Origin of the sequence: Pantoea sp. F_5 (assembly GCF_008631595.1) — a bacterium.
Lineage (GTDB): Bacteria > Pseudomonadota > Gammaproteobacteria > Enterobacterales > Enterobacteriaceae > Pantoea > Pantoea gossypiicola.
Window position 1 is genome coordinate 362,541 of sequence record NZ_VWUO01000002.1, and the last position, 24,913, is coordinate 387,453.

The 24,913-nt window shown below is 63.8% G+C and carries 24 protein-coding genes and 1 pseudogene; 20 read left to right on the forward strand and 5 right to left on the reverse strand.

Annotation, left to right across the window (positions count from 1 at the left end; translation table 11 throughout):
• Positions 1-41 precede the first annotated feature (41 nt).
• From F3I44_RS04185 to F3I44_RS04205, 5 genes are all read left to right on the forward strand, one after another.
• The gene (locus F3I44_RS04185) at positions 42-878 is read left to right on the forward strand and encodes a MipA/OmpV family protein (protein WP_223811651.1); all 837 of its coding nucleotides are present in this window, start codon (positions 42-44) and stop codon (positions 876-878) included.
• Positions 879-1,043: 165 nt separating this feature from the next.
• Complete coding sequence (locus tag F3I44_RS04190) at positions 1,044-2,003, forward strand: MBL fold metallo-hydrolase (protein ID WP_032805126.1); 960 nt, start codon at positions 1,044-1,046, stop codon at positions 2,001-2,003.
• A 199-nt stretch (positions 2,004-2,202) separates the two neighbouring features.
• Positions 2,203-3,225, forward strand: coding sequence for a lipid A deacylase LpxR family protein (locus tag F3I44_RS04195; RefSeq protein ID WP_150012730.1), 1,023 nt, complete (start codon positions 2,203-2,205; stop codon positions 3,223-3,225).
• Between the two features lie 79 nt (positions 3,226-3,304).
• Positions 3,305-4,219, forward strand: a complete 915-nt coding sequence (locus tag F3I44_RS04200; protein WP_032805798.1) for an SDR family NAD(P)-dependent oxidoreductase — start codon at positions 3,305-3,307, stop codon at positions 4,217-4,219.
• 55 nt (positions 4,220-4,274) lie between these two features.
• On the forward strand, positions 4,275-5,294 hold the full coding sequence (locus F3I44_RS04205; protein WP_053531607.1) for a metal-dependent hydrolase: 1,020 nt from the start codon (positions 4,275-4,277) through the stop codon (positions 5,292-5,294).
• Between the two features lie 107 nt (positions 5,295-5,401).
• Here the strand turns inward: F3I44_RS04205 and F3I44_RS04210 are convergent, their stop codons facing one another.
• The 5 genes from F3I44_RS04210 to F3I44_RS04230 all read right to left on the reverse strand — a co-directional run bounded on the left by F3I44_RS04210 (position 5,402) and on the right by F3I44_RS04230 (position 10,628).
• Positions 5,402-6,331, reverse strand: a complete 930-nt coding sequence (locus tag F3I44_RS04210) for an NADP-dependent oxidoreductase (protein ID WP_032805122.1) — start codon at positions 6,329-6,331, stop codon at positions 5,402-5,404.
• A gap of 9 nt (positions 6,332-6,340) precedes the next feature.
• A complete protein-coding gene (locus F3I44_RS04215; RefSeq protein ID WP_033944414.1) occupies positions 6,341-7,669 on the reverse strand; it encodes a carboxylesterase in 1,329 nt (442 codons plus the stop codon).
• Positions 7,653-8,522 carry an aldo/keto reductase gene (locus F3I44_RS04220; protein WP_150012732.1) on the reverse strand — a complete coding sequence of 290 codons (870 nt, stop codon included), beginning with the start codon at positions 8,520-8,522 and terminating at the stop codon, positions 7,653-7,655. The genes F3I44_RS04215 and F3I44_RS04220 overlap by 17 nt, the downstream gene beginning before the upstream one ends.
• A gap of 55 nt (positions 8,523-8,577) precedes the next feature.
• Complete coding sequence (locus F3I44_RS04225; protein ID WP_150012734.1) at positions 8,578-9,822, reverse strand: S9 family peptidase; 1,245 nt, start codon at positions 9,820-9,822, stop codon at positions 8,578-8,580.
• 131 nt (positions 9,823-9,953) lie between these two features.
• Entirely contained in the window at positions 9,954-10,628 is a 675-nt protein-coding gene (locus tag F3I44_RS04230; protein ID WP_032805120.1) for a TetR/AcrR family transcriptional regulator, read from the reverse strand.
• A gap of 136 nt (positions 10,629-10,764) precedes the next feature.
• Here F3I44_RS04230 and F3I44_RS04235 point away from each other — a divergent pair, with 136 nt between their 5' ends.
• From F3I44_RS04235 to F3I44_RS04305, 15 genes and pseudogenes are all read left to right on the forward strand, one after another.
• Positions 10,765-11,709 carry a LysR family transcriptional regulator gene (locus F3I44_RS04235; protein ID WP_007704377.1) on the forward strand — a complete coding sequence of 315 codons (945 nt, stop codon included), beginning with the start codon at positions 10,765-10,767 and terminating at the stop codon, positions 11,707-11,709.
• Positions 11,706-11,969, forward strand: coding sequence for an EexN family lipoprotein (locus F3I44_RS04240; protein WP_038862368.1), 264 nt, complete (start codon positions 11,706-11,708; stop codon positions 11,967-11,969). Before F3I44_RS04235 ends, F3I44_RS04240 begins: the two co-directional genes overlap by 4 nt.
• A gap of 233 nt (positions 11,970-12,202) precedes the next feature.
• Positions 12,203-14,200 (forward strand): conjugal transfer protein TraG, encoded by a 1,998-nt coding sequence (locus tag F3I44_RS04245; RefSeq protein ID WP_150012736.1) that lies wholly within the window; start codon positions 12,203-12,205, stop codon positions 14,198-14,200.
• Positions 14,197-14,673, forward strand: coding sequence for a ribbon-helix-helix protein, CopG family (locus F3I44_RS04250; protein WP_150012739.1), 477 nt, complete (start codon positions 14,197-14,199; stop codon positions 14,671-14,673). The genes F3I44_RS04245 and F3I44_RS04250 overlap by 4 nt, the downstream gene beginning before the upstream one ends.
• Positions 14,670-15,739: pseudogene (gene trbB, locus F3I44_RS04255) on the forward strand (P-type conjugative transfer ATPase TrbB). Before F3I44_RS04250 ends, trbB begins: the two are co-directional and overlap by 4 nt.
• A complete protein-coding gene (locus tag F3I44_RS04260) occupies positions 15,736-16,122 on the forward strand; it encodes a TrbC/VirB2 family protein (RefSeq protein WP_150012741.1) in 387 nt (128 codons plus the stop codon). The pseudogene trbB and the gene F3I44_RS04260 overlap by 4 nt, the downstream one beginning before the upstream one ends.
• Positions 16,119-16,388 (forward strand): VirB3 family type IV secretion system protein, encoded by a 270-nt coding sequence (locus F3I44_RS04265; protein ID WP_006378802.1) that lies wholly within the window; start codon positions 16,119-16,121, stop codon positions 16,386-16,388. The genes F3I44_RS04260 and F3I44_RS04265 overlap by 4 nt, the downstream gene beginning before the upstream one ends.
• Positions 16,389-16,400: 12 nt before the next feature.
• Complete coding sequence (gene trbE / locus F3I44_RS04270; protein ID WP_150012743.1) at positions 16,401-18,851, forward strand: conjugal transfer protein TrbE; 2,451 nt, start codon at positions 16,401-16,403, stop codon at positions 18,849-18,851.
• Positions 18,848-19,591, forward strand: coding sequence for a P-type conjugative transfer protein TrbJ (gene trbJ, locus F3I44_RS04275; protein WP_150012745.1), 744 nt, complete (start codon positions 18,848-18,850; stop codon positions 19,589-19,591). Before trbE ends, trbJ begins: the two co-directional genes overlap by 4 nt.
• 12 nt (positions 19,592-19,603) lie before the next feature.
• On the forward strand, positions 19,604-19,930 hold the full coding sequence (locus F3I44_RS04280) for a hypothetical protein (protein ID WP_038858343.1): 327 nt from the start codon (positions 19,604-19,606) through the stop codon (positions 19,928-19,930).
• Positions 19,927-21,294: a P-type conjugative transfer protein TrbL gene (trbL, locus tag F3I44_RS04285; RefSeq protein ID WP_053531560.1), complete on the forward strand. Its 1,368-nt coding sequence runs from the start codon at positions 19,927-19,929 to the stop codon at positions 21,292-21,294. The genes F3I44_RS04280 and trbL overlap by 4 nt, the downstream gene beginning before the upstream one ends.
• Positions 21,295-21,312: 18 nt before the next feature.
• Positions 21,313-22,017 (forward strand): conjugal transfer protein TrbF, encoded by a 705-nt coding sequence (gene trbF / locus F3I44_RS04290; RefSeq protein ID WP_007704357.1) that lies wholly within the window; start codon positions 21,313-21,315, stop codon positions 22,015-22,017.
• On the forward strand, positions 22,014-22,997 hold the full coding sequence (gene trbG / locus F3I44_RS04295; protein ID WP_150012748.1) for a P-type conjugative transfer protein TrbG: 984 nt from the start codon (positions 22,014-22,016) through the stop codon (positions 22,995-22,997). The genes trbF and trbG overlap by 4 nt, the downstream gene beginning before the upstream one ends.
• 2 nt (positions 22,998-22,999) lie before the next feature.
• Entirely contained in the window at positions 23,000-24,283 is a 1,284-nt protein-coding gene (locus tag F3I44_RS04300) for a TrbI/VirB10 family protein (protein ID WP_150012750.1), read from the forward strand.
• Entirely contained in the window at positions 24,280-24,525 is a 246-nt protein-coding gene (locus F3I44_RS04305) for a DUF2274 domain-containing protein (protein WP_007704353.1), read from the forward strand. Before F3I44_RS04300 ends, F3I44_RS04305 begins: the two co-directional genes overlap by 4 nt.
• Positions 24,526-24,913 lie beyond the last annotated feature (388 nt).

Below are 24,913 nucleotides of genomic sequence, written 5' to 3' on the forward strand. Positions count from 1 at the left end.
GGGAGAGGCATTCTTCACGTTCTCCTTGAAAGGGATCAATCATGTCATCACGCCTTCATTGCGCAGCCCGGCTGCGACGCCAGCCGTCTTATGCGGCGCTGCCGATTCTGGTCGCCGGCATTTTCTCCACTCCCGCCGCCGTTGCTCAGACCGACGATACGAAGAGGTCCGCGAGAGGCCAGGCCATGGCCGAAGCCGAGCGCAGTGAATCGACATGGGGGATCGGCGTCGCCGGTGGCATGCAGTACCGCGTTTACCGGGACTTCGATAACCGCGTGCGTGGCTTGCCGATGATCACCTATGAGAATAAGTGGATTCAGGTGGCCGGCCCTGGCCTGGACGTCAAGCTCCCGTCGTTGGGGCCGGTGTCTTTCAGGCTGCGTGGCCGGTATGCCATGGAGGAGTTCGATTCTGGCGACTCGCCGTACTTCGCGGGTATGCGCGACCGGGATTCCAGCTTCTGGGTCGGCGGTGCCGCCATCTGGCGCAGCGGCATTGCCAACCTGTCTGCCGAAGTGCTGACCGATGCCATGAGCAACAGCAAGGGAACGCGGGCGACGCTGCAGATCGATCGGCGTTTCACCGCAGGCCCGATCGGTTTGACACCGCGGCTCGCGGCCGAGTGGGTGGACAGCAAGTACGTGGATTACTACTACGGCGTGAGGTCGGACGAAGCGCAAAGCTGGCGCCCGGCCTACAGCGGCAGTTCCTCGGTCAATACCGAAATCGGACTGCGCGTTGACTGGCAGCCTGTGCCCAAGCACACGGTGTTCCTCGATATGGGCGCCAAGCACATGGGCAGTTCGATCCGCAACAGCCCGCTGGTCGAAAAGAGCACGCAGTACGGCGTGGGACTCGGCTACCTGTATCGGTTCTGAGAAGGCGATTCATGGCATGGCCCGTTGCTGGGCTTTTGCTGTGTTTCGGATTCGACTCGAAATGAGCGGGACGCAGGGCATTGGGAATGTGTGCTGGAGCGCGTTATCTGGCCAGCCACTGCCAACTGCGTTCATCTCGATCTTCTTTTTGTGGGAGGGGTAGCTATGGCAACTCGCAATGGCTCCAGACGTTTCAGGAATCTCGACGGCAGCGCGGCCCCTGGTACTGTGCTGCCGGCATTTCGCATGTTGGTCCTGGACAGCCTAGCCGGGCGTGGCCGCGGTGTTCCAAGAAAAGCACCCGTCCCATGTGTCGAGACCGACCTCGTAGCGATCGCCAGTCCGCCGGGACCGGGCGAAGGCGCTCGCCTCACCTGGATTGGACATGCAAGCTGGCTGGTGCAGCTAGAGGGCAAGTCGTTCCTCATCGATCCGATCTTTGGCGACCTTGCCCTGGGCCCGGGGGGACGAAATGTTCCGGCCGGCGTGCTGCCCGAAAACCTGCCGCCCATCGATGCCGTGCTGATCACGCACAACCACTACGACCACCTCGATCTTCCCTCCGTACAGCAGGTCGGTGCGCCGGTGATCGCCGGGCTGGGCATGCAGGCGTTCCTGGCGAAGAAGGGCATTCCCGCAAGCGAACTGAATTGGTGGGAATCCGCTGAACTTGGCTCCGCCAAAGTGTCTTTTGTGCCTGCTCAGCACTACAGCCGTCGTGGCCTCACCGACGCCAACGAAACGCTATGGGGCGGATTCGTCGTCGAGGGGCCATCCGCCAGCATTTATCACTCGGGCGATACGGGATATTTCGACGGCTTCCGGGAGATCGGTCGTCGCTTTCCGGCGATTGACGCGGCGCTTCTACCGATCGGCGCCTACGACCCGGCATGGTTCATGCGGGCGCAACACATGAATCCAGAGGAAGCTGTCCAAGCCTATCTAGACTTGGGTGCGCGGAGCTTTTTCGCCATGCACTGGGGGACGTTCAAGTTGACCTACGAACCGCTCGATGAACCTCCAGTTCGCCTGGCGGCGGAGTGGAAAAGACTGGGGCTGACTGCTTCAGAAAAGCGGGTTCTCGCCGTTGGCGAAACTGCAGAAGTGCGACGTCCAAATGAATAAGCCGGCTCTACAGCGGCGACCCACGCCGTCACCCACTGCAACGCCACGCCATCATCGCTTTATCGACGGCGCATGCGAACCTGCCATGTGCCAGGCAGAAGTGCCTGGGCTGGAAACGCTGTGTTCCGTTCGCTTGGCGGCGAAGCGCTCTGGCCGCTTGCCGCATGTAGCGAGTGAATCCCCTGCGTGGAAAGGCTGGATGGCGATTGGGGCAATGCTCTGGAGTGGCTCGGCGCTGGCTGAGGAGCGCTGCGACCGCAAAGGCATTGCGGCCGAATCCACGGTGAATCTGCGAATCGACAACGACATGTTCGGCGGCCTCGGGCAGGACCAGGGGTACTCCAATGGCTTCCTGCTCACGCTGGTTTCGCCGAATCTAATCCACCGTGCGGATGACCCGTGCCTGCCCGATATCGCCAGACGGTTGAACCACGCGTTCTCCAGCTTGCAGCCTGGCGGGTTCGATGAGTTGAACATGACTATTGGGCTCGGTCAGACGATGTACACGCCCACCGACCGCGAGCCGCACGAACTGATTGCAGACGACCGGCCTTACGCCGGCGCATTGATGTTCAGCGTGGGCTACAACGCTCGAAAAGGCGACGACCTGCGGACTTCGCAACTACGGTTAGGCATCGTGGGGCCTGCTGCCAAAGCCGGAGAAGTTCAGGACTGGTGGCACGGCGTCATTGGCGTGGACAGGTTCAATGGCTGGGACAACCAACTGCAAAACGAACCTGTGGTGCAGTTCATTCACGAGCGACGAAAGCGGTTCGCGCTGCAGCAGCCTGCCGGGCCATGGCGGTGGGACGCGATTACCCATTGGGGCGGCAGCCTGGGCAACTTCGCCACTTACGCCAACACCGGGATCGAGTTCCGTTTCGGCTATTTGCTGCCGGACGACTTTGGCACAGCGCCAATGCGGCCGGCCGGCGAGAACACATCCCCGATCCGCACGAGCGCGACGCAGGGGTGGCGCGGCCATTTCTTCGTCGCTGCCGATGCGCGTTGGGTCCTGCGCGACATCACGCTCGACGGAAATACCTTCCGCTCCAGCCACAGCGTGGACAAGCGCCCACTGGTTGCAGACATCGGCTTCGGTATCGCATTTACCCATGGCCACTGGCGTTTCGCCTTCGCGCGCTACCACCGGACCCGCGAGTTCGATGGACAGCGCGAGCGACCGGCCTTTGGGAGCTTCACCATTGGCAGGCGGTTCTGATGGAAGAAATCGCGTTCTCGATACAGCGACTAGACCGTCGCGCAGGTGGCCTGACTCAAGGAGAAACGAGGTGAGACCGATGAACTCGAAGTACGTCGTCGTGATGACCGGAGCCACAAGTGGGTTTGGCCAATTCACGCTGCAGGATCTGGCCGCTTCCCCTGACACAAGGGTCATCATAGGCGCTCGTGGAGAAAATCGCGCCGTGCCGAAAGGCGTTGATGTCTTGCCGCTTGATCTTGCCTCTCTGGCCAGCGTCCGCGACTTTGCCGGCGCCGTGATACGGCAGCTTGGGGATGAACGTATTGACATCCTTGTCCTCAATGCAGGCCTGCATGGCACACCCGCCGATCAGCGTAGCGCCGAGGGTTATGGCCTCACGTTCGCCGTGAATCACCTTGCTCACTATCTGCTGGCGCGTCTGCTGCTGCCGCATATCGCTGAGCGGGGTCGAGTGGTGATCACGTCGAGCAACATGCACAACCCGCCCATCAAAGCGATCGGTCCCAAGACGCTCGACCTTCAGGAGTGGGCGTATCCGCCGAAAGGCGGTTCGGGTGACGGCATACGCTCCTACACGGCGTCGAAATTGTGCAACCTTATGACGGCACTGTCCCTGGCCCGGCATGACACGGTGGTGGCGCGCCAGATCGAGGTCATCGCCTTCAACCCGGGCCTAACGGGTGGCGCTGCCGGCCGCGAGGCGTCTGCGTTGCAGAAGGCGCTCCTTAGCATCGTGATGCGCACGATCTTCCCTCTGGTCGGTATCTTCCGCCCCGAGTTCGTGATGAATGCGCCCGAGCACTCGGGTCGGATGCTGGCCGACGTGGCGCTCGGAACGCTTTCCCTGCCGGAGGGGCGCATTTACATCTCCCTCGTCAAGGGAAATCCCACCTTTCCCGATCCCTCGGAGCTGGCTCGCAACCGTGAGGCCCAGGAGCGCTTGTGGCGCGAGAGTGCCGTAATGGTGGGCGTGGAGGAGTCGTCTCCATGAGTTTCTTGAGAGAACCGATTCGCCCAATAGACAACCAAACTGCGAGCTTCTTGTAGTGGACAACCTGACTCACACTTTGGTCGGCGCCGCTTTGGGGCAGGCCGGGCTCAAGCGGCGAACGGCGCTCGCGATGCCGGCATTGATGATCGGCGCGAATCTGTCCGACGTGGATGTCTTGTGTATCGCTTTCGGCGAGGCTCTCTCGTGCAGGCGTGGCTGGACACATGGCCCGATCGGGTTGCTCGTGCTGCCAGCGGTTCTAACGCTCGTGCTGCTGTGGTTCGACAGATGGCAAACCCGTAGAGGTTCACGACCAGGCGCGCGCCCCGCCGTTCAGCCGGGGCAGCTCTTGTTGCTCAGCTATATCGGCGCGCTTTCGCACCCCTTGCTGGACTGGATGAATAGCTGGGGCATCCGGCTTCTGATGCCGTTCTCGGAGCGTTGGTTTTATGGCGATGCGCTTTTCATCGCCGATCCATGGATCTGGCTCGCCCTTGGCATAGGAATCTGGCTATCACGGCGCCGCGAGCGCTCGGGCGCAGGTCGGACATCCAGCCCGGCGATAGTGGCCCTTCTGGTAACCACACTCTATAGCGGCGCAATGGTCGCGAGTGGGCGAGTTGTGGAAGAACGTGTAGCCCGCGAGTTCAAGGAGTCTGGTCTGGGTCAACCGCAGCAGGTTCTGGCGAATCCGGTATTTGCCGACCCGTTCAGGCGGAGGATCGTCGTGCAGACAGAGCATCAGTATGGCTTTGGTGATTTTCGCTGGCTTCCCAACCCTCATGTATCGCTGGACCAGGAACTTGTTTCCTCTCACATGGACCAGTCGGCGATTGCTCTGGTGGCTGGGCAGAGCAAGCAGATGGCCGATTTCCTGTACTGGTCTCGGTTCCCCTTCGCGATGATCAAAGGAAATGGTGAGAACACCAACGTCACTGTTGGGGATGCGCGGTTCGGAACGCGCCCGGATACGGGGGTTTTCTCGGTTAAAGCAGCGTTTCCACTGGAACTGACGAAGCAGAGCGACCCTGAGAGGTTGGTCGATTCGTGTGATAAAAAGTGCCCGGAGAATTGACTCCGCACACTTTGGCGTTCTCACCCTCAGAAATTAAATGCGGATAGCCTCAAGCGCGATCTATAGATTCGGCAAAATCAGAAAATTGGCTTTCACTCCAGGTACGCTTACATGATCAACACGATTCGGCCTGGCGGGCGCCGGCCGACTTCCGTGTCCTTGATCATTGACAGCGCATCGGCAAACGGCGCTTCCAGACCAATGGAAGAACGCAGCTTTCCGTCGCCGGCTAACTTGGCGATTTCCTCCAGATTCTTGAAACCGCCTGTCGAGAACGTCATCCGGTAGCGCCCGGAGATGAGGCCGCGCAGCATCCTGGCCGGAGTCGGATTGATGTCGATGAAGCGGCCCTTGGGCTTGAGCATCGCCAGTCCATCAGCGACGGCCAGCGTACCGAGCGTGTCGAACACCGCGTCGTAGAGGCCGTCGGATGCAAACGAGGCCTTCTCCGAGTAAGGAAACACCGGATTGACGCCAGCAGCCCTCGCTGCAGCGATCGAAGCATCGCCGCACGCGCCGCACACCTGCGCGCCATGCGCCTGCGCGAGTTGGACCGCGCTGCTGCCTACGGCGCCGCTGCAGCCGTGGATGAAGATTCTCGAACCGTGGCCCACGCGCGCGACGCCGACGACGGCCGCCCAGGCGGTTGCCGCCGGGATGGGGAGGCACGCGGCTTCGCTGAACGTGAGCGAGGCGGGCTTGCGGACAATGAGCTTGGCGTCGGCATCGACGACCTCGGCAAACGCACCTTGCCTCTTAATCTCGACCGTGCCGAAAACTTCGTCGCCCACACGGAAGTCGGTGACATCGGTGCCGACTTCTTCCACTACCCCAGCGAAGTCCGAACCCATACCCTGAGGAAACTTCCGTCCGGTGACGAACTTCATGACACCGCGCCGCAGCTTCCAATCCAGCGGATTGATCGCAGCGGCTTTCACGCGCACGCGCACCCGTCGGGCTTCGAGTGGGGGAAGTGTATATTCGGCGAATGCCATCGTCTCGGGGCCGCCGTAGCTGCTGAACTGCACTCTTTTCATGGTGTCTCTTTACCTTTCGGCTGCTTTTGGAATGTCAATGGATCGAGGGGGCGATGCTGGCCGGGAGCGTTCGCTCGTGGAGGTCTTCAACGTGACGTCCTGCGAGATGACGGATGTGGTTGCGGTGTCAAGCATCGCCAGCATCACCGAGGTCTGCCACTCGAAATACGGGTTGAAGGTGAGCCGTGCGTGGATCTTCCCTTCCTCTCGATAGCCCCAGTCCGAGTACCAGACGGGCTCCCCCTTTTCGCAGGCCTGCGTGTCGCCTTCACGCAAGCCGTTCAGGCACAGGCGCAGGCTGCCGCCGTCCCCATAAACAGTGTTGGCGGGAGAGAACGTGACGCTCATGTGCGAGAACTGGCTGATGCGCCATTCGGGCAGCCGGTCCTGCCGGACCAGAACGCGCCGGCGATCCGTCAGTCCGTCCGGCTCGCCTCCGTACCAGACCAAGCGGCTGTCCGGGTGCGTGAAGCGCTGCTGGAAGACATCGAACAGATAGTCGGTATCCAGCACGGAATCGTGCTCGGCAACGACCATGAAGACCGGCTTCTCATAGGCCCGGTCGCGCAGCAGCCGGCGTGCGTTGGCGCTGGTCCGATAGAACTGTGCGAACCCGTTGGACGGGACGTTGAAGTACTTGACGGCGTTCTGCATCGGAATCGTCCCGTCAGGCTTGATGAGCCAGGGCCGGACACGGGCCGCCAGCGGCGCAAGCCAATCGAAGGGCATGCTCTTGAAGCCGGGCGAGAACAGCACCAGTCCTGCGATCTCGGGATGCGAATACGCGTAGTCAAGGACCAGGTTCGCCCCCGTGGAGAACCCTCCTAGGTACACCTCGCCATCGACGTCGCGCTGCAGCGCCATGGCCTGTTCCCAGACCACTTGGCGCCATTGCTCCGCCGTTGTCGTCAGCAAGTCGTCGGGCCGCGTGCCGTGGCCGGGGAGGAGCACCGTTCGCACCAGTAATCCTTGGCTCGCCAGTGGCGGCCCCACGTCGTGGAAGGACCAGGGCGAATCGCCGAGGCCATGCACGAACAGAATCCCTTTTCGCGGACGCGCTCCCGCCTCGGATTCAGCGGGCCGCCACTCCTGTGGGGCATTCCACGCCAACTCGGCATCCCGGTCGGCAAGCTGGAAACTGCGGCCGGCCTGGATTTGAGCGATCGTGTCGCGTCGATACTTTTCAAAGCTCACCGAGCCGACCGGAGACTCGCTGAAATCCACCGTTGCGCACCCGGACGACAGGCTGACTGCTCCGAGAACCACGGCGAGCAGCGCGGCACCTCGCGCTAAGCGCGAGATGACCGAGCGGACGCCGAATTCATGCCAGTTCGGCATGGTCTTCCTCGGTGAGGGAAATGCCACCGGCGGCGACGTTCTCCTGAAGGTGCTCGACGGAGCCCGTGCCGGGGATCGCCAGCATCACCGGGGAGGATGCCAACAACCAGGCCAGCGCGATCTGGGACGGCGTGGCACCATGCCTTCCGGCGACCCGGGCCAGCCGCCCGTCGTCGATCTCCCCCATGCCCCCACCGAGCGGGAAGAACGGGCAGAACGCGATGCCGGCTTCTTCGCAGGCCTTCAGCAGGCTCAGGTCCTCGCGCTTGGCGATATGGAAGTTGTTCTGCACGGCCGCGATCGGGGCGATGGCGCGGGCCTCGTTGAAGTGCCCGATATCGACGTTGCTGATGCCCAGATGCCGAATCAGGCCTTCTGCACGCAGTGCGGCCAGCGCCTCGAAGCGTTCGGCCAGCGACTCGCCGTGAGGCACCGTCATCTCGCCGATGCGCAGGTACACCAGATCGAGACGGTCCAGGCCAAGACTCGACAGGTTCTCTTCGACGAGCCTGCGCATGTCGGCACCGGTGGCCGGTCGATGGCTGCCATCCGGGTTGAACACGACCCCGACCTTGGTCGCGATCAGCAGGTTGGACCGATAGGGATACAACGCCTCACGGATGAGCGCATTGGCGCGTACCGAACCATCGGTGCTCTGGTAGAACTCGGCCGTATCGATGTGGTTGACGCCGAGTTCGACTGCGCGGCGCAGCACGGCACGCCCGGTTTCCGGGTCTCGCGCCGGACCACGGAAGCCGTTGCAAGGCAGGCGCATGGCGCCAAAGCCCAGCCGGTTGATGGGCAGCTCTCCGCCAAGGCGGAACTCATTGGTACTGGGAAGCGAAGAATTCATTTCGTGTTCCTGATGGGAGTTGCGTGAGGTTGTCAGGTCGAGCGGGACGCGCGGATCACGCGCAACCCAACCGTTCGGCGATCCGGTCGAAGATGTATTCGGTGGCCGTCGCATAACCGCCGATCTGGCAGTGCGACTGCGCCGTCGAGGTCTCGTCGAACAACAGGTATTCCTTGGGACCTTGCAAGGCGTCGTAGAACGGCTTGGCTCCATGGAAGACCTCGCCGGTGCCGTCCAGCACGAGCGTCTCGCAGGTCACCTTGTCCAGAACGGCCGAGTTGTCGTAGGGCTGGAGGGCCTGCACCACATCCTTGATCGTGTTCGGCACGCCGTGCTTCCAGGCGTAGTCACGCACCAGGTTGCGCATCTGCTCCGGAATCTGGTCCAGCGGGTGGTCAGCGAAGCGCTCCAGTTGCGCGATGATCTGGCGGCCCCAACTGATGTTGCCGGGATCGGTGATGCAGAGCTTGATGCGCTTGTCGAACGCGGCCACGCGCGGCGCCAGATAGCCGCCGAAGCTCAGTCCCATCAGCGCGATGTTGGAGGCGTCGATTTCCGGGAATTTTTCCAGCGCGAAGTCGATCAGCGGGCTGACGACCTTTTCCCAATCCGGGCGGAAGGTGAGATTGTTCAGTCGCAGCGCGAATCCCTGGCCCGGACCATCGTAGGTCAGGCAGTGGATACCCCGTTGCAGCGCGCCTTCGCACACCCAGCGGGTGTCTTCGGCCCAGGTATCCCGGCCAGGCGTGACGATGAGCAGTGGTGCCTTTGCGCCCGCATGGGGCGACCGGTAGAAGTAGCCGGGAAGGAAGTCGCCCTCGTAGGGGATTTCGATGCGCTCGCCGGGGTAGCCCGACAGCTTGATGTAGCGCTCGTAGCACGAGGCGCTGGCGACCGCGTACTCCTTCATGCGCTTGTCCTCGAAGTCGCTGAAATACAGGAGCGCGCAGCGCCAGTAGGTGGAGGCCCGAAGAAAGGCGCTGGCGGCGGTGACGCGCTTGCCTTTTTGGTCAGCCGCTTCGGCCCTGTCCTGCAGCCGGCCTGCCAGCGCGGCCCAGGCACTGACCCAAGCCTCTTCGTCGCTGCCCTTGAGCCGGTGCACCACGTCCATGACCTCGCCGAAATCGGTCATGCCGTAGGGCATCAGGCTCAGGATGTGCTTGATCAGTGCGTCAAGCAGTACGTTGTCATTGAAAAAACCAGGGTCTGCCCAATGCTTTCCGACCTGTGCTGAAGTCGCCGCGCTGGCCTTTGCGCCGTGTACTTGTTTAGTGTCAAATTTATCTTTCTGATCGATCATGATGTGTGTACCTCATCCTTAATGTTGACAAATTGATCTCGCCTTGGATTCGGCCGGATCGCTCTCTCCGTTGGAGGTAGAGGACCGATTCATGGAGTGAGTGCTAACCCCGGACTAGAAAAATTCAGTTGTTATTTCTTCTCTCTACGCTCCACTCCACGGCTCAATGAGCCATGAAGAAAGGTCTGGACGGCGTGGCCCACAATTCGGTCGATCTCGCTGTTGGACAAAGGTGACGAACGGAGTCCTGAAGCTGCCAGCAGCTTGGCATGGCCGGCTACCAGGCCAATGAAATGTTCGGCAAGCACTTTGGCTGGAACCGCGCCAGACAGGTCTTTTCCCGATTGCTGTTGCGTCTCGATCCAGTCGGAGAGGATCTCGATGGCCTTGCCGTAACTCACTTCCCACATTGCCTGTGCAACATCGGGAAAGCGCCTGCCTTCATTGACTAAGAGACGGTGCAGGGCAAGCGTGCGTGGGGACAGTGCGGACTGTAGTAGCCGCTTGCCGAGCAATGGAAGCACTTCTTCTGGCCCGCCATTCCCGATTCGCAACTGCTCCAGCGGCTTCGCCACGTCTGCGCACAGACTGATCATGGCCTCCTTGAACAGTCCTTCCTTGCCGCCGAAGTGGCTATAGATGTTGCTGCGTGAACCTCCCACGCGGGCGATCAAGTCATCCACGGCGACGCTGTCGAAACCGCGTTCGAGGAATAGCTCAGCCGCAACGGAGATTAGATCCTGAAGGCGCTGTGCGCCCTTTGCGGTTCGATGCTTCGTCGGTGATGTGCGCTGATCCTTTACCACTTCGATTGTCCTTGGCTTCATCGTTTATGTAACGTACTATACAGTACACTTTCGGGCGTGACAACTGCACAGGCGCCAGCCGATAGGAAACATATGCCACCTCCGGCTGTGCGCTAACCAAAGTAAGGACTACAAAATGGAACTACGGCACCTGCGTTGCTTTGTCGCCGTTGCGGAAGAACTCCACTTCGCTCGTGCAGCGGAAAAGCTGCACATCGAGCAATCGCCCCTGTCGCGCACGATCAAGGAGCTGGAGGAAGAACTAGGGGAACAGTTGTTCATCCGCTCCAGCCGAAGCACGCGCCTGACACGGGCAGGCAAGCTGTTTCTAGAGCATGTGCCACGCGTGTTCACGGCCTTGCAGCAAGCGCGCGACAGTGTGAAAGCAGCATCCAACGGCTTCCACGGCCAGTTGAGAATCGCCGTTTCCGACGGCATCACGTCTTCGCGTCTCCCGAGCTTGCTGGCGATGTGCAGGCAGGAGGAACCCGAGGTGGATATTCGGCTTTTCCAAGTGCCGCTTTCACAGCAACTCAAGGGCCTGCAAGACGATCTGTACGACTTGGGGTTTGCTCAATCCGATGAAGTGGGTGACGGCATAACCGCCGAGGCCGTATGGAGCGACCCGCTCATGGTGGCTGTGCCCGCGCGGCATCACCTGCTCAAGCACAAGCGAATCCCATTGGATGAATTGCTGCAATTTCCGCTGGTGCTCTGCGATCCGCAGGCGTGCGAGGGCCATGCTCGCCAGGTGGAACGCATGCTGCGTCGATCCGACCGCGAGCCGCTGATCGCAGAACGTGTCGCTTCGTTCGAGCTGATGATGGTGGTGGTTTCCGCTGGCTTCGCCTTGGGTCTAGCCGGCTTGCCGCATATCGTGGCGAGCCGGGAATGCGGCGTGGTGGCCCGGCCATTGGCCGGGCGCTCCCCTATGCTGACCACCTACCTTCTGCGGCGCGAAGGGGAAGAGTCTGAAGTGCTGACTCGATTCGTCGAACGGGTACAGGCAATCGACTTGCCCGAAGGCGCAAGGCCCGTGCCGTCAGCCGAATCTGACCCACAGGAGGAAATCGAGCTATGAAGCGAATGACGCTATTGCTGCTGGCCGGCTTGCTCACGGCCTGCGGCCCATCTGAGACGCCCAAGCAGGCCAACATCCCGACCGTCGAGGAACTGGCTGCCGATCCTGCACGGTTGAAGGAGTTGCGTCAGCAGTGCAAGACCGACCGTGCGACGCTTGGCGACGTACTCTGCAACCGCGTGGCAGAAGCCACGCGCAAGCGGTTCTATGGCGACGGCAACACGCCCTATACCCCGCCGGAGGCGCCACCTAAGTTCTAGTCGCTAGTCCTTCACAAATTATTTTCCCTCTTAACCAAACACGCCGCAGCGCGCTCGCGCCTGCGGCGTTTCTATTGGTTTCGCTCCAGCCTGGAACGATGCTTTTTGCATCATCTTGCTTCCGATAACGGTCTTTGACCGGCACCTACCCGGCACCGATCCTCCCTCTATGCGGCACGTCCCTGTGCCGCTTTTGAACGAAGAATCAGCGCAGGGAAATCGGAGGCCAGTCGATGCAAGCTCAGGGCGTACTGTTCGGGCAGATCGCCGCCGTATTCGGCATCGTGATCGCCGGCGTGTGGAGTGCAACGCAATGGACAGCCGCCGCCCTGGGCTATCAACTACGCCTTGGCTCGCCGTGGTTCGACTTCTTTGGAACTCCGGTCTATCACCCTTGGCGGCTGTTCGAGTGGTGGTTCTTCTTTGACGCCTACGCGCCGCACGTCTTCGATATCGGCGGGGCTATCGCGGGTGGCAGCGGTCTGGTGGCCGTGGGGGTCGCCATCGCCATGTCGGTGTGGCGCTCGCGGCAAGCGCGCCTTGTCACCACCTACGGTTCGGCACGTTGGGCCGATGCGGACGACATACGCAAAGCCGGTCTGATCCAGCCCGACGGGGTTTTCCTCGGGCTGCATCGCGGCCAGTACCTTCGCCATGAAGGCCCGGAACACGTCCTGACCTTCGCCCCCACACGCTCGGGCAAGGGTGTGGGCCTGGTCGTTCCCACCTTGTTGAGTTGGCCCGCATCCGTCGTCGTTCACGACATCAAAGGCGAGAACTGGACGCTCACCGCAGGCTGGCGTTCGCGGTTTAGCCACTGCCTCCTGTTCAACCCCACGGATGCGCAGTCGGCAGCCTACAACCCGCTGCTCGAAGTCCGGCGCGGCGCGCATGAAGTCCGCGACGTGCAAAACGTGGCGGACATTCTGGTCGATCCCGATGGTGCGCTTGAGCGCAGGAACCATTGGGAAAAGACCAGTCATGCGCTGCTGGTCGGCGCGATCCTGCATGTGCTCTACGCGGGCGAGGACAAAACGCTACGCGGCGTCGCAAACTTCCTCAGCGACCCTGCTTGTCCCTTCGAGCTGACGCTGCACCGGATGATGACGACGAAGCACCTGGGCGATGCGCCTCACCCGGTTGTCGCATCCGCTGCGCGCGAAGTGCTGAACAAGTCAGACAACGAGCGGTCGGGCGTGCTCTCCACCGCCATGTCGTTTCTCGGTCTGTACCGCGACCCGACCGTGGCCGAAGTCACGTCGCGCTGCGACTGGCGCATCGCCGACCTGATTTCCGCCGAGCATCCGGTATCGCTCTATCTGGTCGTGCCGCCTTCCGACATCAGCCGCACCAAGCCGCTGATCCGGCTCATCTTGAACCAGATCGGGCGGCGGCTGACCGAATCGCTCGATGGCAGCGACGGCATCGCGCGCCGCCACAAGCTGCTGCTGATGCTGGACGAATTTCCGGCGCTGGGTCGTCTGGACTTCTTCGAGTCCGCACTTGCCTTCATGGCCGGCTACGGCATCCGCAGCTTTCTCATCGCTCAGAGCCTGAACCAGATCGACAAGGCGTATGGGCAGAACCATTCCATCCTCGACAACTGCCATGTCCGGGTGACTTTCGCCACCAACGACGAAAGGACGGCGAAAAGGATTTCCGAAACCCTCGGCACTGCCACCGAGCTTCGCGCGCAGCGCAACTACGCCGGCCACCGGCTCGCTCCATGGCTGGGGCACCTGATGGTGTCGCGTCAGGAAACCGCGCGTCCGCTGCTGACGCCCGGCGAGGTGATGCAGCTTCCGCCCGATGACGCCGTGGTCATGGTGTCCAGCGTCGCCCCGATCCACGCGAAGAAGCTGCGCTACTACGCCGACGCCAATTTCAAGAATCGCGTCCTGCCACCGCCCGCGCTCGCAGTCGGGAGGTACGCCGACGCGCCGCCAGCCCGCCCCGACGACTGGAGCGGCTTGGCGATCCCGGCCGTACCTGCGGCGCCGGCCTCGGCATCCGCCGATGGCCTGGGCGGCACCGATGACGGCGGCCCGCGCCGCCAGCCCGAACTCTCCGAAACCGTCGCCTACGACCCCGAGCCTGACGCACATGCGAACGACCTGGCGCTGCTCGATGACGACGACCTGGTGCTGCCACTTCCCGGCCAGCTCGACCCGTCCATGCAGCGCACGGCCCGGCTGGCTTCCCTCGACCCCAACGACGGAATCGACCTATGAGCCAATACCGCCTCAACCTTTTCATCCAGCCCGAGCACGCCAAGCGCCTGGACGAACTGGCCGCCAAGAAAGGTGTGTCCAAGTCCTCCATCGTCGCAGCGGCCTTGGCGTCCTGGCTGTCACCGGATGCTGGCGACCAGCGTGAGGCCGCTATTGCCAAGCGGCTGGATCGACTGTCGCGGCAGACCGAACGCCTGGAGCGCGACCAGAACATCCAGATCGAAACGCTGGCGCTGTTCATCCGCTATTTCCTGACCGTCAGCACGCCAGTGCCAGAAGCCCACCAGGACGCGGCCCGCGCCCAGGGCAAGGCGCGCTTCGAGCAGTTCGTCGAGCAGTTGGGCCGTCACCTGCTGCGTGGCCGCAGTCTGGTGCGCGACGTGGTGGAGCAATTGCACCCCGATCCGATGCGGATGGATGACGCACCAGCGATGGCGTCCGCCCATGAACGAACTGCGGAGCGTGCATCATGAGTGCCGTTCCGCAGATCCCGCCCGAACCCCGGTCATCCGCAGCGGCGTCCCAGGATCGCCGCATCCAGATGCTGCGCACGGCGATGGGGCCGCTGATCGCCGCTGCGCTCGAAGACCCGGACGTGGTGGAAATCATGCTCAACCCGGATCGCACCCTGTGGGTGGATCGGTTGTCGTCGGGTCGCTCGCCGCTGGGCGTGGAACTGCCCGAAGCAGATGGCGAACGCATCATCCGCCTGGTAGCCGCGCATGTCGGTGCGGAGGTGCATCGCAGCCAGCCGCTCTTGACCGCCGAGCTGCCGGAAACCGGCGAGCGTTTCGAGGGCATCCTGCCACCGGCCGCCCCGGGGCCAGCCTTCGCGCTGCGCAAGCGGGCCGTGAGCATCATCGGTCTGGATCGCTACGTGGCCGACGGCATCCTGACCGCCGGGCAGGCCGAGTTCCTGCGCCGCGCCGTGCGCGAGCGGCAGAACATCCTGATCGCCGGCGGCACCAGCACCGGCAAGACCACGCTGGCGAACGCGCTGCTGGCCGAGATCGCCGCCACAGGCGACCGCGTGCTGGTGCTCGAAGACACCATCGAGCTGCAATGCGCGGCCCGCGACCATGTGCCGCTGCGCACCCGCGCCGGCGTCGTCACCATGACCGAGCTGGTGCGGGCCACGATGCGCCTGCGGCCTGACCGCGTGATCGTCGGCGAGGTGCGCGGCGGCGAGGCCCTCGACCTCATCAAAGTGTGGGGCACCGGCCACCCCGGCGGCATTGCAACCATCCACGCCGGCTCCGCGCTGGGCGCCTTGCTGCGCCTCGAACAGTTGATTCTCGAAGTCGCTGTGAATCCGCCGCGGGCGCTGATCGCCGAGGCGGTCAACGTCGTCATTCACATCGCCGGACGCGGCCGCAAGCGCCACGTCGAAACCATCGCCCGTGTCGTCGGCTTCGACGGCACCGGCTATCGCCTGGCGGACGCGCTGGAAACGCCGTTTCCCAAGCTGACGCCGGCTCCTCTCGCAGCCGACGCCGCTGCACATCCCCGTCCCCTAACCAACTTGGAGAACTGCCATGACGCACGTTGATTCTTTCCGCTTTTCCGTAAATCCGCTTCCTCACCTGTCCGGCCTAGCGCGACTGCGCAGCCTCGCCCGCCCTGCGGGGCAAGGGCTGCTGCTGGCCGCGCTGCTGCTGTTGCTGGCGGGCACGGCGCAAGCCGCCGGTTCCTCGATGCCGTGGGAGGGGCCCTTGCAGTCGATTCTGGAGTCGATCCAGGGGCCGGTGGCACGCATCGTCGCGGTCATCATCATCATCGCCACGGGCCTGGCGCTGGCCTTCGGCGACACCAGCGGCGGCTTTCGCAAGCTGATCCAGATCGTGTTCGGGTTGAGCATCGCGTTCGCCGCTTCCTCGTTCTTCCTGTCGTTCTTCTCGTTCTCCGGCGGGGCCGTCGTATGAGTACGGCCAGCGACCTTCCGGGCTTCGAGGTGCCGCTACATCGCTCGCTGACCGAGCCAATCCTGCTGGGCGGCGCGCCGCGCACCGTGGCAATTGCCAACGGCACGCTGGCCGCCGCCGTCGGACTGGGCCTGCAACTGTGGATTCCCGGCGTGGTGCTCTGGATCGTCGGCCACTCGCTGGCCGTATGGGGTGCTCGCGTCGATCCGCAGTTCATGCAGGTCTTCGCGCGGCATATCAAACACCGCCCGCTTCTGGACGTGTGAGGGGAGGACGCCATGCTGAACCTTGCCGAATATCGTCAGCGCCCGGCCTTGCTTGCCGACTGGCTGCCCTGGGCCGGGCTGGTCGCGCCGGGCGTTGTACTGAACAAAGATGGTTCGTTTCAACGCACGTTCCAGTTTCGCGGTCCCGACCTGGACAGTGCGACACAGGGCGAACTGATTGCCACGTCGGCGCGGCAGAACAACGCGCTTCGCCGTACCGGGTCTGGCTGGGCCTTCTATATCGAGGCCGAGCGAATGCGGGCATCGAGCTATCCGCAGTGCTCCTTTCCCGAACCACTGTCCTGGCTGGTGGATGAGGAGCGACGCGCGGCGTTCGAGGAGTCGGATGGCCATTTCGAGAGCGTCTATCACTTCACGTTGCAACACCTACCGCCGCAAGAGTCTCGCGCCCGTGCGGCTGGGATGCTGTACGAGAACCGGCCCACCGAGGGCGTGGACTGGCGCGGTCGGCTCGATTCCTTCGTGGCAGAGACCGATCGCGTGTTCGACCTGCTCGATGGTGTGATGCCGGAGATTGCCTGGCTGGACGACAGCCAGACGCTGACCTACCTGCATGCCACAGTCTCCACGCGCCGCTATCGCGTCGGCGTGCCCGACGTGCCGTTCCATATCGACGCGCTGCTGGCCGATGCCGCGCTGGTCGGCGGCCTGGCGCCCATGCTGGGCGATCAGCACCTGCGCGTGGTGTCGGTACGAGGCTTCCCGACCTCGACCTGGCCGGGGATTTTGGACGACCTCAACCGCCTGGGCTTTGCGTATCGCTGGAATACGCGCTTCCTGTGTCTCGACAAAGCCGAGGCGGAACGGGAGTTGGGGCGCTTGCGGCGCCAATGGTTCGCCAAGCGCAAGAACGTCATCGCGCTGCTGCGCGAAACGATCTTTCAGCAGGAAAGCCCGCTGGTCGATACCGATGCCAGCAACAAGGCCGCCGACGCCGATGCCGCCTTGCAGGAGCTGGGCAGCGATCAAGTCGCCTTCGGCTACCTCACCGCCACGGTGACGGTGCTCGACGCCGACCCGGCCGTGGCCGACGAGAAGCTGCGCATGGTGGAGCGCGTTATCCAAGGCCGGGGCTTCGTGACGATCCCCGAAACCCTCAACGCGGTCGATGCGTGGCTGTCGTCCGTCCCCGGCAACGCATACGCGAACGTGCGTCAGCCCATCGTTTCGACGCTGAACCTGGCGCACATGATGCCGATGTCAGCGGTATGGGCCGGGCCGAAGAAGAACGACCACCTCGACGGCCCGCCGCTGATCGTGACACGCACCGATGGTGCGACGCCGTTCCGGCTGGTAACGCACATCGGCGACGTGGGCCACACCCTTGTCGCCGGGCCGACTGGCATGGGCAAGTCGGTGCTGCTCGCCATCCTGGCCATGCAGTTCCGGCGCTACTTCGGCTCGCGGATCTTCGCCTTCGACATGGGGCGCTCGATGCGCGCCACCATCCTCGGCCTTGGCGGTGAGCACTACGACCTCGGTGCCGATGGCGGCATCGCCTTCCAGCCACTCGCGCGAATTGCCCACGAGGGCTACCGCACCTGGGCCGCGGAATGGGTGGAGGGCCGGCTGCTGCACGAAGGCGTGACGGTCGGCCCGGACGAGAAGGCTGCCATCTGGTCGGCGCTGAGAAGCCTTGCCGGTGCGCCGGTGGAGCAGCGCACCATGACCGGCTTGTCGGTGTTATTGCAGTCCAACGCGCTGCGCCAAGCGCTCGCGCCCTATGTGCTGGGCGGCGCACACGGCAAGCTGCTGGACGCTGACCACGACCGGCTGGGCATGGCCGACGTGCAGGGCTTCGAGATGGAAGAACTGATGCACAGCCCCGCCGCCGTGCAAGCGGTGCTGCGCTACCTGTTCGCCCGCTTCGACGAGCGTTTCGACGGTGCGCCGACGCTGCTGATCCTCGATGAAGCGTGGCTATTCCTTGATGAGCCATCTTTCGCGGCCCGCATCCGGCAATGGCTCAAGACGCTCAGGAAAAAAAACGTCAGCGTCATCTTCGCCACGCAGTCGCTGGCCGACATCAAGGATTCGACCATCGCGCCCGCGATCATCGAGAGTTGCGCCAGTCGGATTTTCTTACCTAATCCGCAGGCGACCGAGCCGCAGATTCGCACGATCTACGAGGGCTTCGGGCTCAACAGCCGGCAGATCGAGATCGTCGCCACCGCGCAGCCCAAGCGCGACTACTACTACCAGTCGCGCCTCGGCAACCGCCTATTCGACCTCGACCTGGGGCCTGTCGCGCTCGCATTCGCGGGCGCATCCACCCCTCAAGACCAACGCGATATTGACCGCGTGCTGACGCAGGCCGGCGCTCCCGGCTTCGCCGGCGCGTGGCTGCGCCATCGCGGCCTCGGCTGGGCCGCCGACCTGCTGCCGTCCGCTCCGGCGGCAGCTTCCTTTCTCGCTTCTCAACCGCTGGAGGTTTCACTATGAAGACCAAGCCCCGTTTGCTCTCTGTCTCACTCGCTGCTGTGTTGTCGGTATTGCTGCTGGCCATGCAGCCCGCATCCGCGCTGACGGTGTTCGACCCGTCCAACTTCGTGCAGAACACGCTGACCGCCGTGCGCACGCTGGAACAGATCAACAACCAGATCAACCAGCTCCAGAACGAGGCGCAGATGTTGATGAACCAGGCCAGGAATCTGGCAAACCTCGACTTCAACATCGTCAACCGCCTGCGCTCGACGCTCGCCACCACCGAGCGCCTGATCGCCGAGGCGCGCGGCTTGGCCTACGACGTGCAGAGCATGGATGCCACGTTCGCCCGCCTGTACCCGGAACAGTACGCCGCCACCATCAGCGGCGACCGCATGGCGCAGGACGCCCGCGAACGCTGGCAGAACACCTTGAACGGCCTGCACACCGCGATGCGGATGCAGGCGCAGGTGTCGCAGAACCTCGCCCAAGACGAAAGCGCGCTGGCCGACCTCGTGAACCAGAGCCAATCGGCGACCGGCGCGCTGCAAGCGATGCAGGCGACGAACCAGCTCCTGGCTTTGCAGGCCAAGCAGTCGATCCAGGGGCAGCAGCTCCAGATCACGCAGGACCGGGCCGCTTCGCTGGAACTGGCGCGGCAAGCGGCGGCTATGGAGCGCGCCCGCGAAGTGCGGCGGCGCTTCCTCGGCACCGGCACGCCGTACACGCCGCAGTCCGTCAACTTCTACAACAACTGACCGGAGGCGGCCATGCGAAGCGCTTCCGTCCTGCTGGCCGTGCTGCTGACCGCGTGCGGCCAGCAGCCGGCCGAGAACCTGGCCGACGCCCTGGCCGCAGATCCGGTGCGGCTCAAGGCATTGCGCGGGCAATGCGCGGCCGACCGGCAGGCCGTGGGCGAGGATGCCTGCCGCGCCGCCGCCGAAGCCTTCCGGCGGCGCTTTTTCGCCGGCCATACCGGGCCGGACGAATACAACTCGCTGGCTGAACTTCCGCCGATTCCGCCGAGCTTCGATACGCCCGCAGATGAATTGCCAGAGGGCGCCGTTCTGCTCACTCCGTCCGAGGATTCGCCATGAACGACGTGACCATCATCGACCGTTTCCTCGATACGTTCTCGCGCTACATCGACTCGGGCTTCGGTTTGTTGCAGGGCGAAGTGGCGTTTCTCACCGCCACACTCATCGTCATCGACATGACGATCGCTGGTCTTTATTGGGCCATGAGCCACGCCACCGGCCAGGGCGATGACGTGATCGCCAAGCTGCTGCGCAAGGTGCTCTATGTCGGCGCGTTCGCCTACATCATCGGCAACTTCAACTGGCTGGCGAGCATCGTGTTCCGCTCGTTCGCCGGCTTGGGGATCACCGCGACCGGCTCGGCCATCACGATGGAGAACTTCCTTCAGCCTGGCCGGCTGGCGAAGACCGGCATCGACGCTGCCGCGCCGATTCTGGAACAGATCGGGGACATGGCTGGGTTCCCCGAGGTGTTCGTGAACATCGACCCCATCGTGGTGCTGTTCATCGCCTGGCTGGTGGTGATCCTCTGCTTCTTCGTGCTGGCGGTACAGCTTTTCATCACGCTGATCGAGTTCAAGCTGACCACGCTCGCCGGCTTCGTCTTGATCCCGTTTGCACTCTGGAACAAGACCTCGTTCCTCGCGGAAAAGGTGCTGGGCAACGTGGTGTCGTCAGGCATCAAGGTCTTGGTGCTGGCCGTCATCGTCGGCATCGGTTCCGGCCTGTTCGCCGAGTTCCAGGTGCATCCCGACGAGCCATCCATCGACCACGCGCTGGTCGTGATGCTGGCCTCGCTCGCGCTGCTTGCGCTGGGCATTTTCGGACCCGGTATCGCCACCGGCCTGGTGTCCGGTGCGCCGCAGCTTGGTGCGGGCGCGATGGCTGGTGCTGCGGTCGGCGCTGTCGGCACCGGCGTTGCCATCGGCGCCGCCGCAACGGGCGTGGGCGGCGCCGTCATGGCCGGTGCACGAATGGCCCCGGCGGCCGCAAAGCTGGCCGGTGCCGGGGCGCGTGCCGCGACTTCGGCGGCCGGCAGTGCCCGATCGGCGTTCCAGGCCGGTTCCACTGCGGCCGGCGGCGGTGCCAAGGGCGCGGCGGCTGGCCTCGGCAATGTCGCCAAGACCGGCGCACAAGCCGCAGGCCGCCGCGTCGCCTCTGGAGCTTCCGCTGCGGGGCAGAAGATGGCCGATTTCTTCCGCGCTGGCTGGAACGGCACAGAAGCCGGCAGCGACGGTGCTGGCCCCGGCCAGACCGCAGACGGCGCCGCAGGCTCGCAGAAGCAAGAGCAACCGGCCTGGGCCAAGCGGATGCACCGGCGCCAGCAGGCCACCCATGCCGCGACCACTGCTGCCCACACGCTGCGCGGCGGCGACGGCGGCGGCTCCGGGCAAGGCCCGAGCCTGCGGGATTCCGATACCTAACCTTCAAGGAGAACACCCATGCGATTCAAACGCCCGCAGGTGCGCTACGCCGATACGCCGCAGCCTGCCACCCCGTATCAAGCCGCCGCCCAGGTATGGGACGACCGTATCGGCTCGGCTCGCATGCAGGCCAAGAACTGGCGCCTGATGGCCTTCGGCTGCCTGGTGCTCGCGCTGCTGATGGCCGGCGGCCTGGTGTGGCGCTCGGCGCAGTCCATCGTGACGCCCTATGTCATCGAGGTCGATCAGGCCGGGCAGGTGCGCGCCGTAGGTGAGGCCGCCACGCCGTACCGGCCCGGCGACGCGCAGATCGCGCACCACCTGGCGCGCTTCGTGACGCTGGTTCGCTCGCTGTCCATCGATCCCATCGTGGTGCGGCAGAACTGGCTCGATGCCTACGACTACACCACCGACAAGGGCGCGGCGGTGCTCAACGACTACGCCCGCACCAATGACCCATTCGCCCGCATCGGCAAGGAATCGGTGACGGTGCAGATCACCAGCGTGGTTCGCGCCAGCGACACGTCTTTCAACGTGCGCTGGACAGAGCAGCGCTACGTCAACGGTGCGCCCGCCGGCACCGAACGCTGGAACGCCGTGCTTTCGACCGTCCTGCAAACCCCGCGTACCGAACAGCGCCTGCGCAAGAACCCATTGGGTATCTACGTCAACGGACTGTCATGGAGCCGCGAACTGGATTCTTCCGAAGGAGCCAAACCATGAAACTTCGTTTCCGCCTTTACGTTTTTCCTTTGACGCTGCTGGCCCTCGCGGGCTGCGCCTCGCAGGGCAAGCCGCCGCCGTCCATCTCGCTCGACGAGCCGGTGCTGGCCCAGCCGTTGCCCGAACCGCCCAAGCCCGTCGAAGTCGTCGCCGTCCCTGAACCGCTGGCGCTGCCAGCGCAGTTGAAGCCGCTGCCGGAAGTCGATGAAGCCCCCGCTGCGCCGGAGCCGGCCGACGAAAAGGTGCGCGTTTCCCGTGCCAATGCAGAAGCGCGTATCGCGCCTACCCGTGAGGGCTACGTCAACGCGATTCAGGTGTGGCCGTTCACCGATGGCGCGCTTTATCAGGTCTATGCGTCGCCGGGGCGCGTGACGGTGGTTTCGCTTCAACCGGGCGAGGAACTGGTGACGGTCGCCGCCGGCGATACCGTGCGCTGGATCGTGGGCGACACGTCCAGCGGCGGCGGGGCCGATCTGCGCGTCAATGTGCTGGTCAAGCCCATCCGTTCCGGTCTGAAAACCAATCTCGTCATCACCACCAGTCGGCGCACCTACCTGCTGGAGCTGACCTCGACCGAGAAGGCATGGATGGCGTCGGTATCCTGGGACTACCCGAAAGACCGGATGCTCGCGTTGCAGCGCCAGGCGCAGGCGACAACGCCTGTCGATACGGGCCTGTCGCTGGACAAGATCCGCTTCCGCTACGCGGTATCGGGCAGCAACCCGCCGTGGAAGCCGCTACGCGCCTTCGATGATGGAGAGAAGGTCTATATCCAGTTTCCGGCCGGCATTGCTCAGGGCGAGTTGCCGCCGCTGTTTGTCATCGGCGCGCAGGGCGACGGGCAATTGGTGAACTACCGTTTCCGCGCGCCGTACTACGTCGTGGATCGCCTGTTCGGCGCGGCCGAACTGCGGCTGGGCGGCGACGGCGGCGACTTGGTGCGGATCGAGCGCACCGATGGCGTTGCGCGGAGGAACTGACCATGAGCCAGGATGACACTCCCGACCTTGCCGCGCCGCAGGCGGCGGGCAAGATCGCTCCCGAGGCGGTGGCGCTGCGCGCCCAGCCGCGCCCGGTCACGCGCCTGAATCGGCGCACGCTGGCCATCCTCGCCGGCGTCCTGGCGGTGGCCGTGCTCGGCGCGCTGATGTGGTCGCTGCAACCTCAGCGGCGCGGTGCGGGCGAGCAGACCGAGCTTTACAACGTCGATCGTGTCTCGAAGTCGGAAGGACTGGATGCGCTGCCGACGGACTACTCCAAGCTGCCGCCGGCGTTGCCGCCTGCCGTTCCCGAACTGGGGCCGCCGCTGCCGGGCGATCTTGGCCCTGCCATCGTGAAGTCGCAGCAGCCGGCGACGGCCGCCTACGCGGCCCCCGGCCACGACCCGAACGATGCTCTGCGCAAAGAAGCCGAAGCGGCCGCGGCCTCGTCCGTGTTCTTCCGCTCGGGAGGGCAGAATGCGGCGCCGGTGGCGCAGACACAGGTGGCCGCTGCGCCGGGCTTCGCCGCCAATGCGGCGTTTGACCCGCTGGCGGCCGCGCCGGCCTCCACGGCGGCCCAGCCTGCTGACCCGACAGCGGTGCAAAACCGGCAAGACCAGAAAGAGGCTTTCCTGAAAGGTGGCTCCACTGAAACCCGTAATTCCGGCAATCTGACCCTGCCAACTTCGCCGTATCAGGTCATGGCCGGAGCGGTGGTCGCAGGTGCCTTGGTGACGGGCATCAAGTCGGACTTGCCCGGCGACGTGATCGCCACGGTGACGGAGCCGGTCTATGACACAGCCACCGGGCGCTTCCTGCTGATTCCGCAGGGTTCGCGCATCCTGGGCAAATACAACAGCCAGGTCAGCTACGGGCAGAGCCGCGTTCAAGTCGTCTGGAACCGGATCATCCTGCCGGACACGTCTTCGCTCACGCTCGACAACCTGGCCGGCACCGACCCAGCCGGCTATGCCGGGCTGGAGGACGATGTGGACTACCACTGGGGCCGCATCTTTGCCGGTGCGGCACTCACCACGCTGCTGGGCGTCGGTGCCGAGCTGGCCGCGCCGGAGAACCGGCAGGATGGTGATCGCGTCATCATCGCTGGGCGCGACAGCGCGCAAGACAGCATCAATCAGGCCGGCCAGGAGATGACCCGGCGCAACCTCAACATCCAGCCGACCTTGACGCAACGACCGGGCCTGCCGGTTCGCATCATCGTCAACCGGGATCTGGTGCTGCGGCCGTACCAGCCGCTGTTCTTCAACCGGGGGACTTCACGATGAGCACGACCAAGAAGCTGCGGCTTGGCCCGCTGCCGAAGACCGAGAGCACCAAGCTGACTTTCGTTTGCCCGACCAGTTTAAAAGCCGACCTCGACCGCTACGCCGCGCTACACGCGCAGGCGTATGGCGAGGCAGTCGATGCGGCGACGCTGATCCCGCATATGCTGGAAGCGTTCATGGCGGGCGATCGAGGATTCAGGAAGGGCACGGCGACCCGCAGCGCACCACCGAAGCCGCCATGATTGCACCGCATACTATTCAACGGCATCCATCGAACGCGCAGCCCAGGCTGCGCGTTCTTCATTATGGATGCCGCCGAGCCTGTTGGGCTATGATGATGCGACAGGCCCGCCGTTCCTCGGCAATCGAGCACTACACAGTGCGATGCGGCTTTCTCTCCCAAAGCTCCTATGTCGCTCCTAGCCGACGACGCCGCTCTTCTTCAAAGCGGCCCCGAAAGGAGCTAACCTACTGTCCCATATACGGTTTCAAGCCCTTCTTGATTTGAGCCGAAGACTTGACACCGGCACTTTTTTGTGCCAGACTTTTCTGGTATATGCACAATTTGCCTCTGCTGTCCTGCATCGCCGTCACAATATGTTAAGGTAACTGTCAATGAATTTGACTTTA

Excerpts from the sequence above, each read along its gene's own strand:
- F3I44_RS04185 (WP_223811651.1), top strand. The coding sequence starts at position 42 with ATGTCATCACGCCTTCATTGCGCAGCCCGGCTGCGACGCCAGCCGTCT.
- F3I44_RS04190 (WP_032805126.1), top strand. The coding sequence starts at position 1,044 with ATGGCAACTCGCAATGGCTCCAGACGTTTCAGGAATCTCGACGGCAGC.
- F3I44_RS04195 (WP_150012730.1), top strand. The coding sequence starts at position 2,203 with ATGGCGATTGGGGCAATGCTCTGGAGTGGCTCGGCGCTGGCTGAGGAG.
- F3I44_RS04200 (WP_032805798.1), top strand. The coding sequence starts at position 3,305 with ATGAACTCGAAGTACGTCGTCGTGATGACCGGAGCCACAAGTGGGTTT.
- F3I44_RS04210 (WP_032805122.1), bottom strand. The coding sequence starts at position 6,331 with ATGAAAAGAGTGCAGTTCAGCAGCTACGGCGGCCCCGAGACGATGGCA.
- F3I44_RS04215 (WP_033944414.1), bottom strand. The coding sequence starts at position 7,669 with ATGCCGAACTGGCATGAATTCGGCGTCCGCTCGGTCATCTCGCGCTTA.
- F3I44_RS04220 (WP_150012732.1), bottom strand. The coding sequence starts at position 8,522 with ATGAATTCTTCGCTTCCCAGTACCAATGAGTTCCGCCTTGGCGGAGAG.
- F3I44_RS04225 (WP_150012734.1), bottom strand. The coding sequence starts at position 9,822 with ATGATCGATCAGAAAGATAAATTTGACACTAAACAAGTACACGGCGCA.
- F3I44_RS04235 (WP_007704377.1), top strand. The coding sequence starts at position 10,765 with ATGGAACTACGGCACCTGCGTTGCTTTGTCGCCGTTGCGGAAGAACTC.
- F3I44_RS04240 (WP_038862368.1), top strand. The coding sequence starts at position 11,706 with ATGAAGCGAATGACGCTATTGCTGCTGGCCGGCTTGCTCACGGCCTGC.
- F3I44_RS04245 (WP_150012736.1), top strand. The coding sequence starts at position 12,203 with ATGCAAGCTCAGGGCGTACTGTTCGGGCAGATCGCCGCCGTATTCGGC.
- F3I44_RS04250 (WP_150012739.1), top strand. The coding sequence starts at position 14,197 with ATGAGCCAATACCGCCTCAACCTTTTCATCCAGCCCGAGCACGCCAAG.
- F3I44_RS04260 (WP_150012741.1), top strand. The coding sequence starts at position 15,736 with ATGACGCACGTTGATTCTTTCCGCTTTTCCGTAAATCCGCTTCCTCAC.
- F3I44_RS04265 (WP_006378802.1), top strand. The coding sequence starts at position 16,119 with ATGAGTACGGCCAGCGACCTTCCGGGCTTCGAGGTGCCGCTACATCGC.
- trbE (WP_150012743.1), top strand. The coding sequence starts at position 16,401 with ATGCTGAACCTTGCCGAATATCGTCAGCGCCCGGCCTTGCTTGCCGAC.
- trbJ (WP_150012745.1), top strand. The coding sequence starts at position 18,848 with ATGAAGACCAAGCCCCGTTTGCTCTCTGTCTCACTCGCTGCTGTGTTG.
- F3I44_RS04280 (WP_038858343.1), top strand. The coding sequence starts at position 19,604 with ATGCGAAGCGCTTCCGTCCTGCTGGCCGTGCTGCTGACCGCGTGCGGC.
- trbL (WP_053531560.1), top strand. The coding sequence starts at position 19,927 with ATGAACGACGTGACCATCATCGACCGTTTCCTCGATACGTTCTCGCGC.
- trbF (WP_007704357.1), top strand. The coding sequence starts at position 21,313 with ATGCGATTCAAACGCCCGCAGGTGCGCTACGCCGATACGCCGCAGCCT.
- trbG (WP_150012748.1), top strand. The coding sequence starts at position 22,014 with ATGAAACTTCGTTTCCGCCTTTACGTTTTTCCTTTGACGCTGCTGGCC.
- F3I44_RS04300 (WP_150012750.1), top strand. The coding sequence starts at position 23,000 with ATGAGCCAGGATGACACTCCCGACCTTGCCGCGCCGCAGGCGGCGGGC.
- F3I44_RS04305 (WP_007704353.1), top strand. The coding sequence starts at position 24,280 with ATGAGCACGACCAAGAAGCTGCGGCTTGGCCCGCTGCCGAAGACCGAG.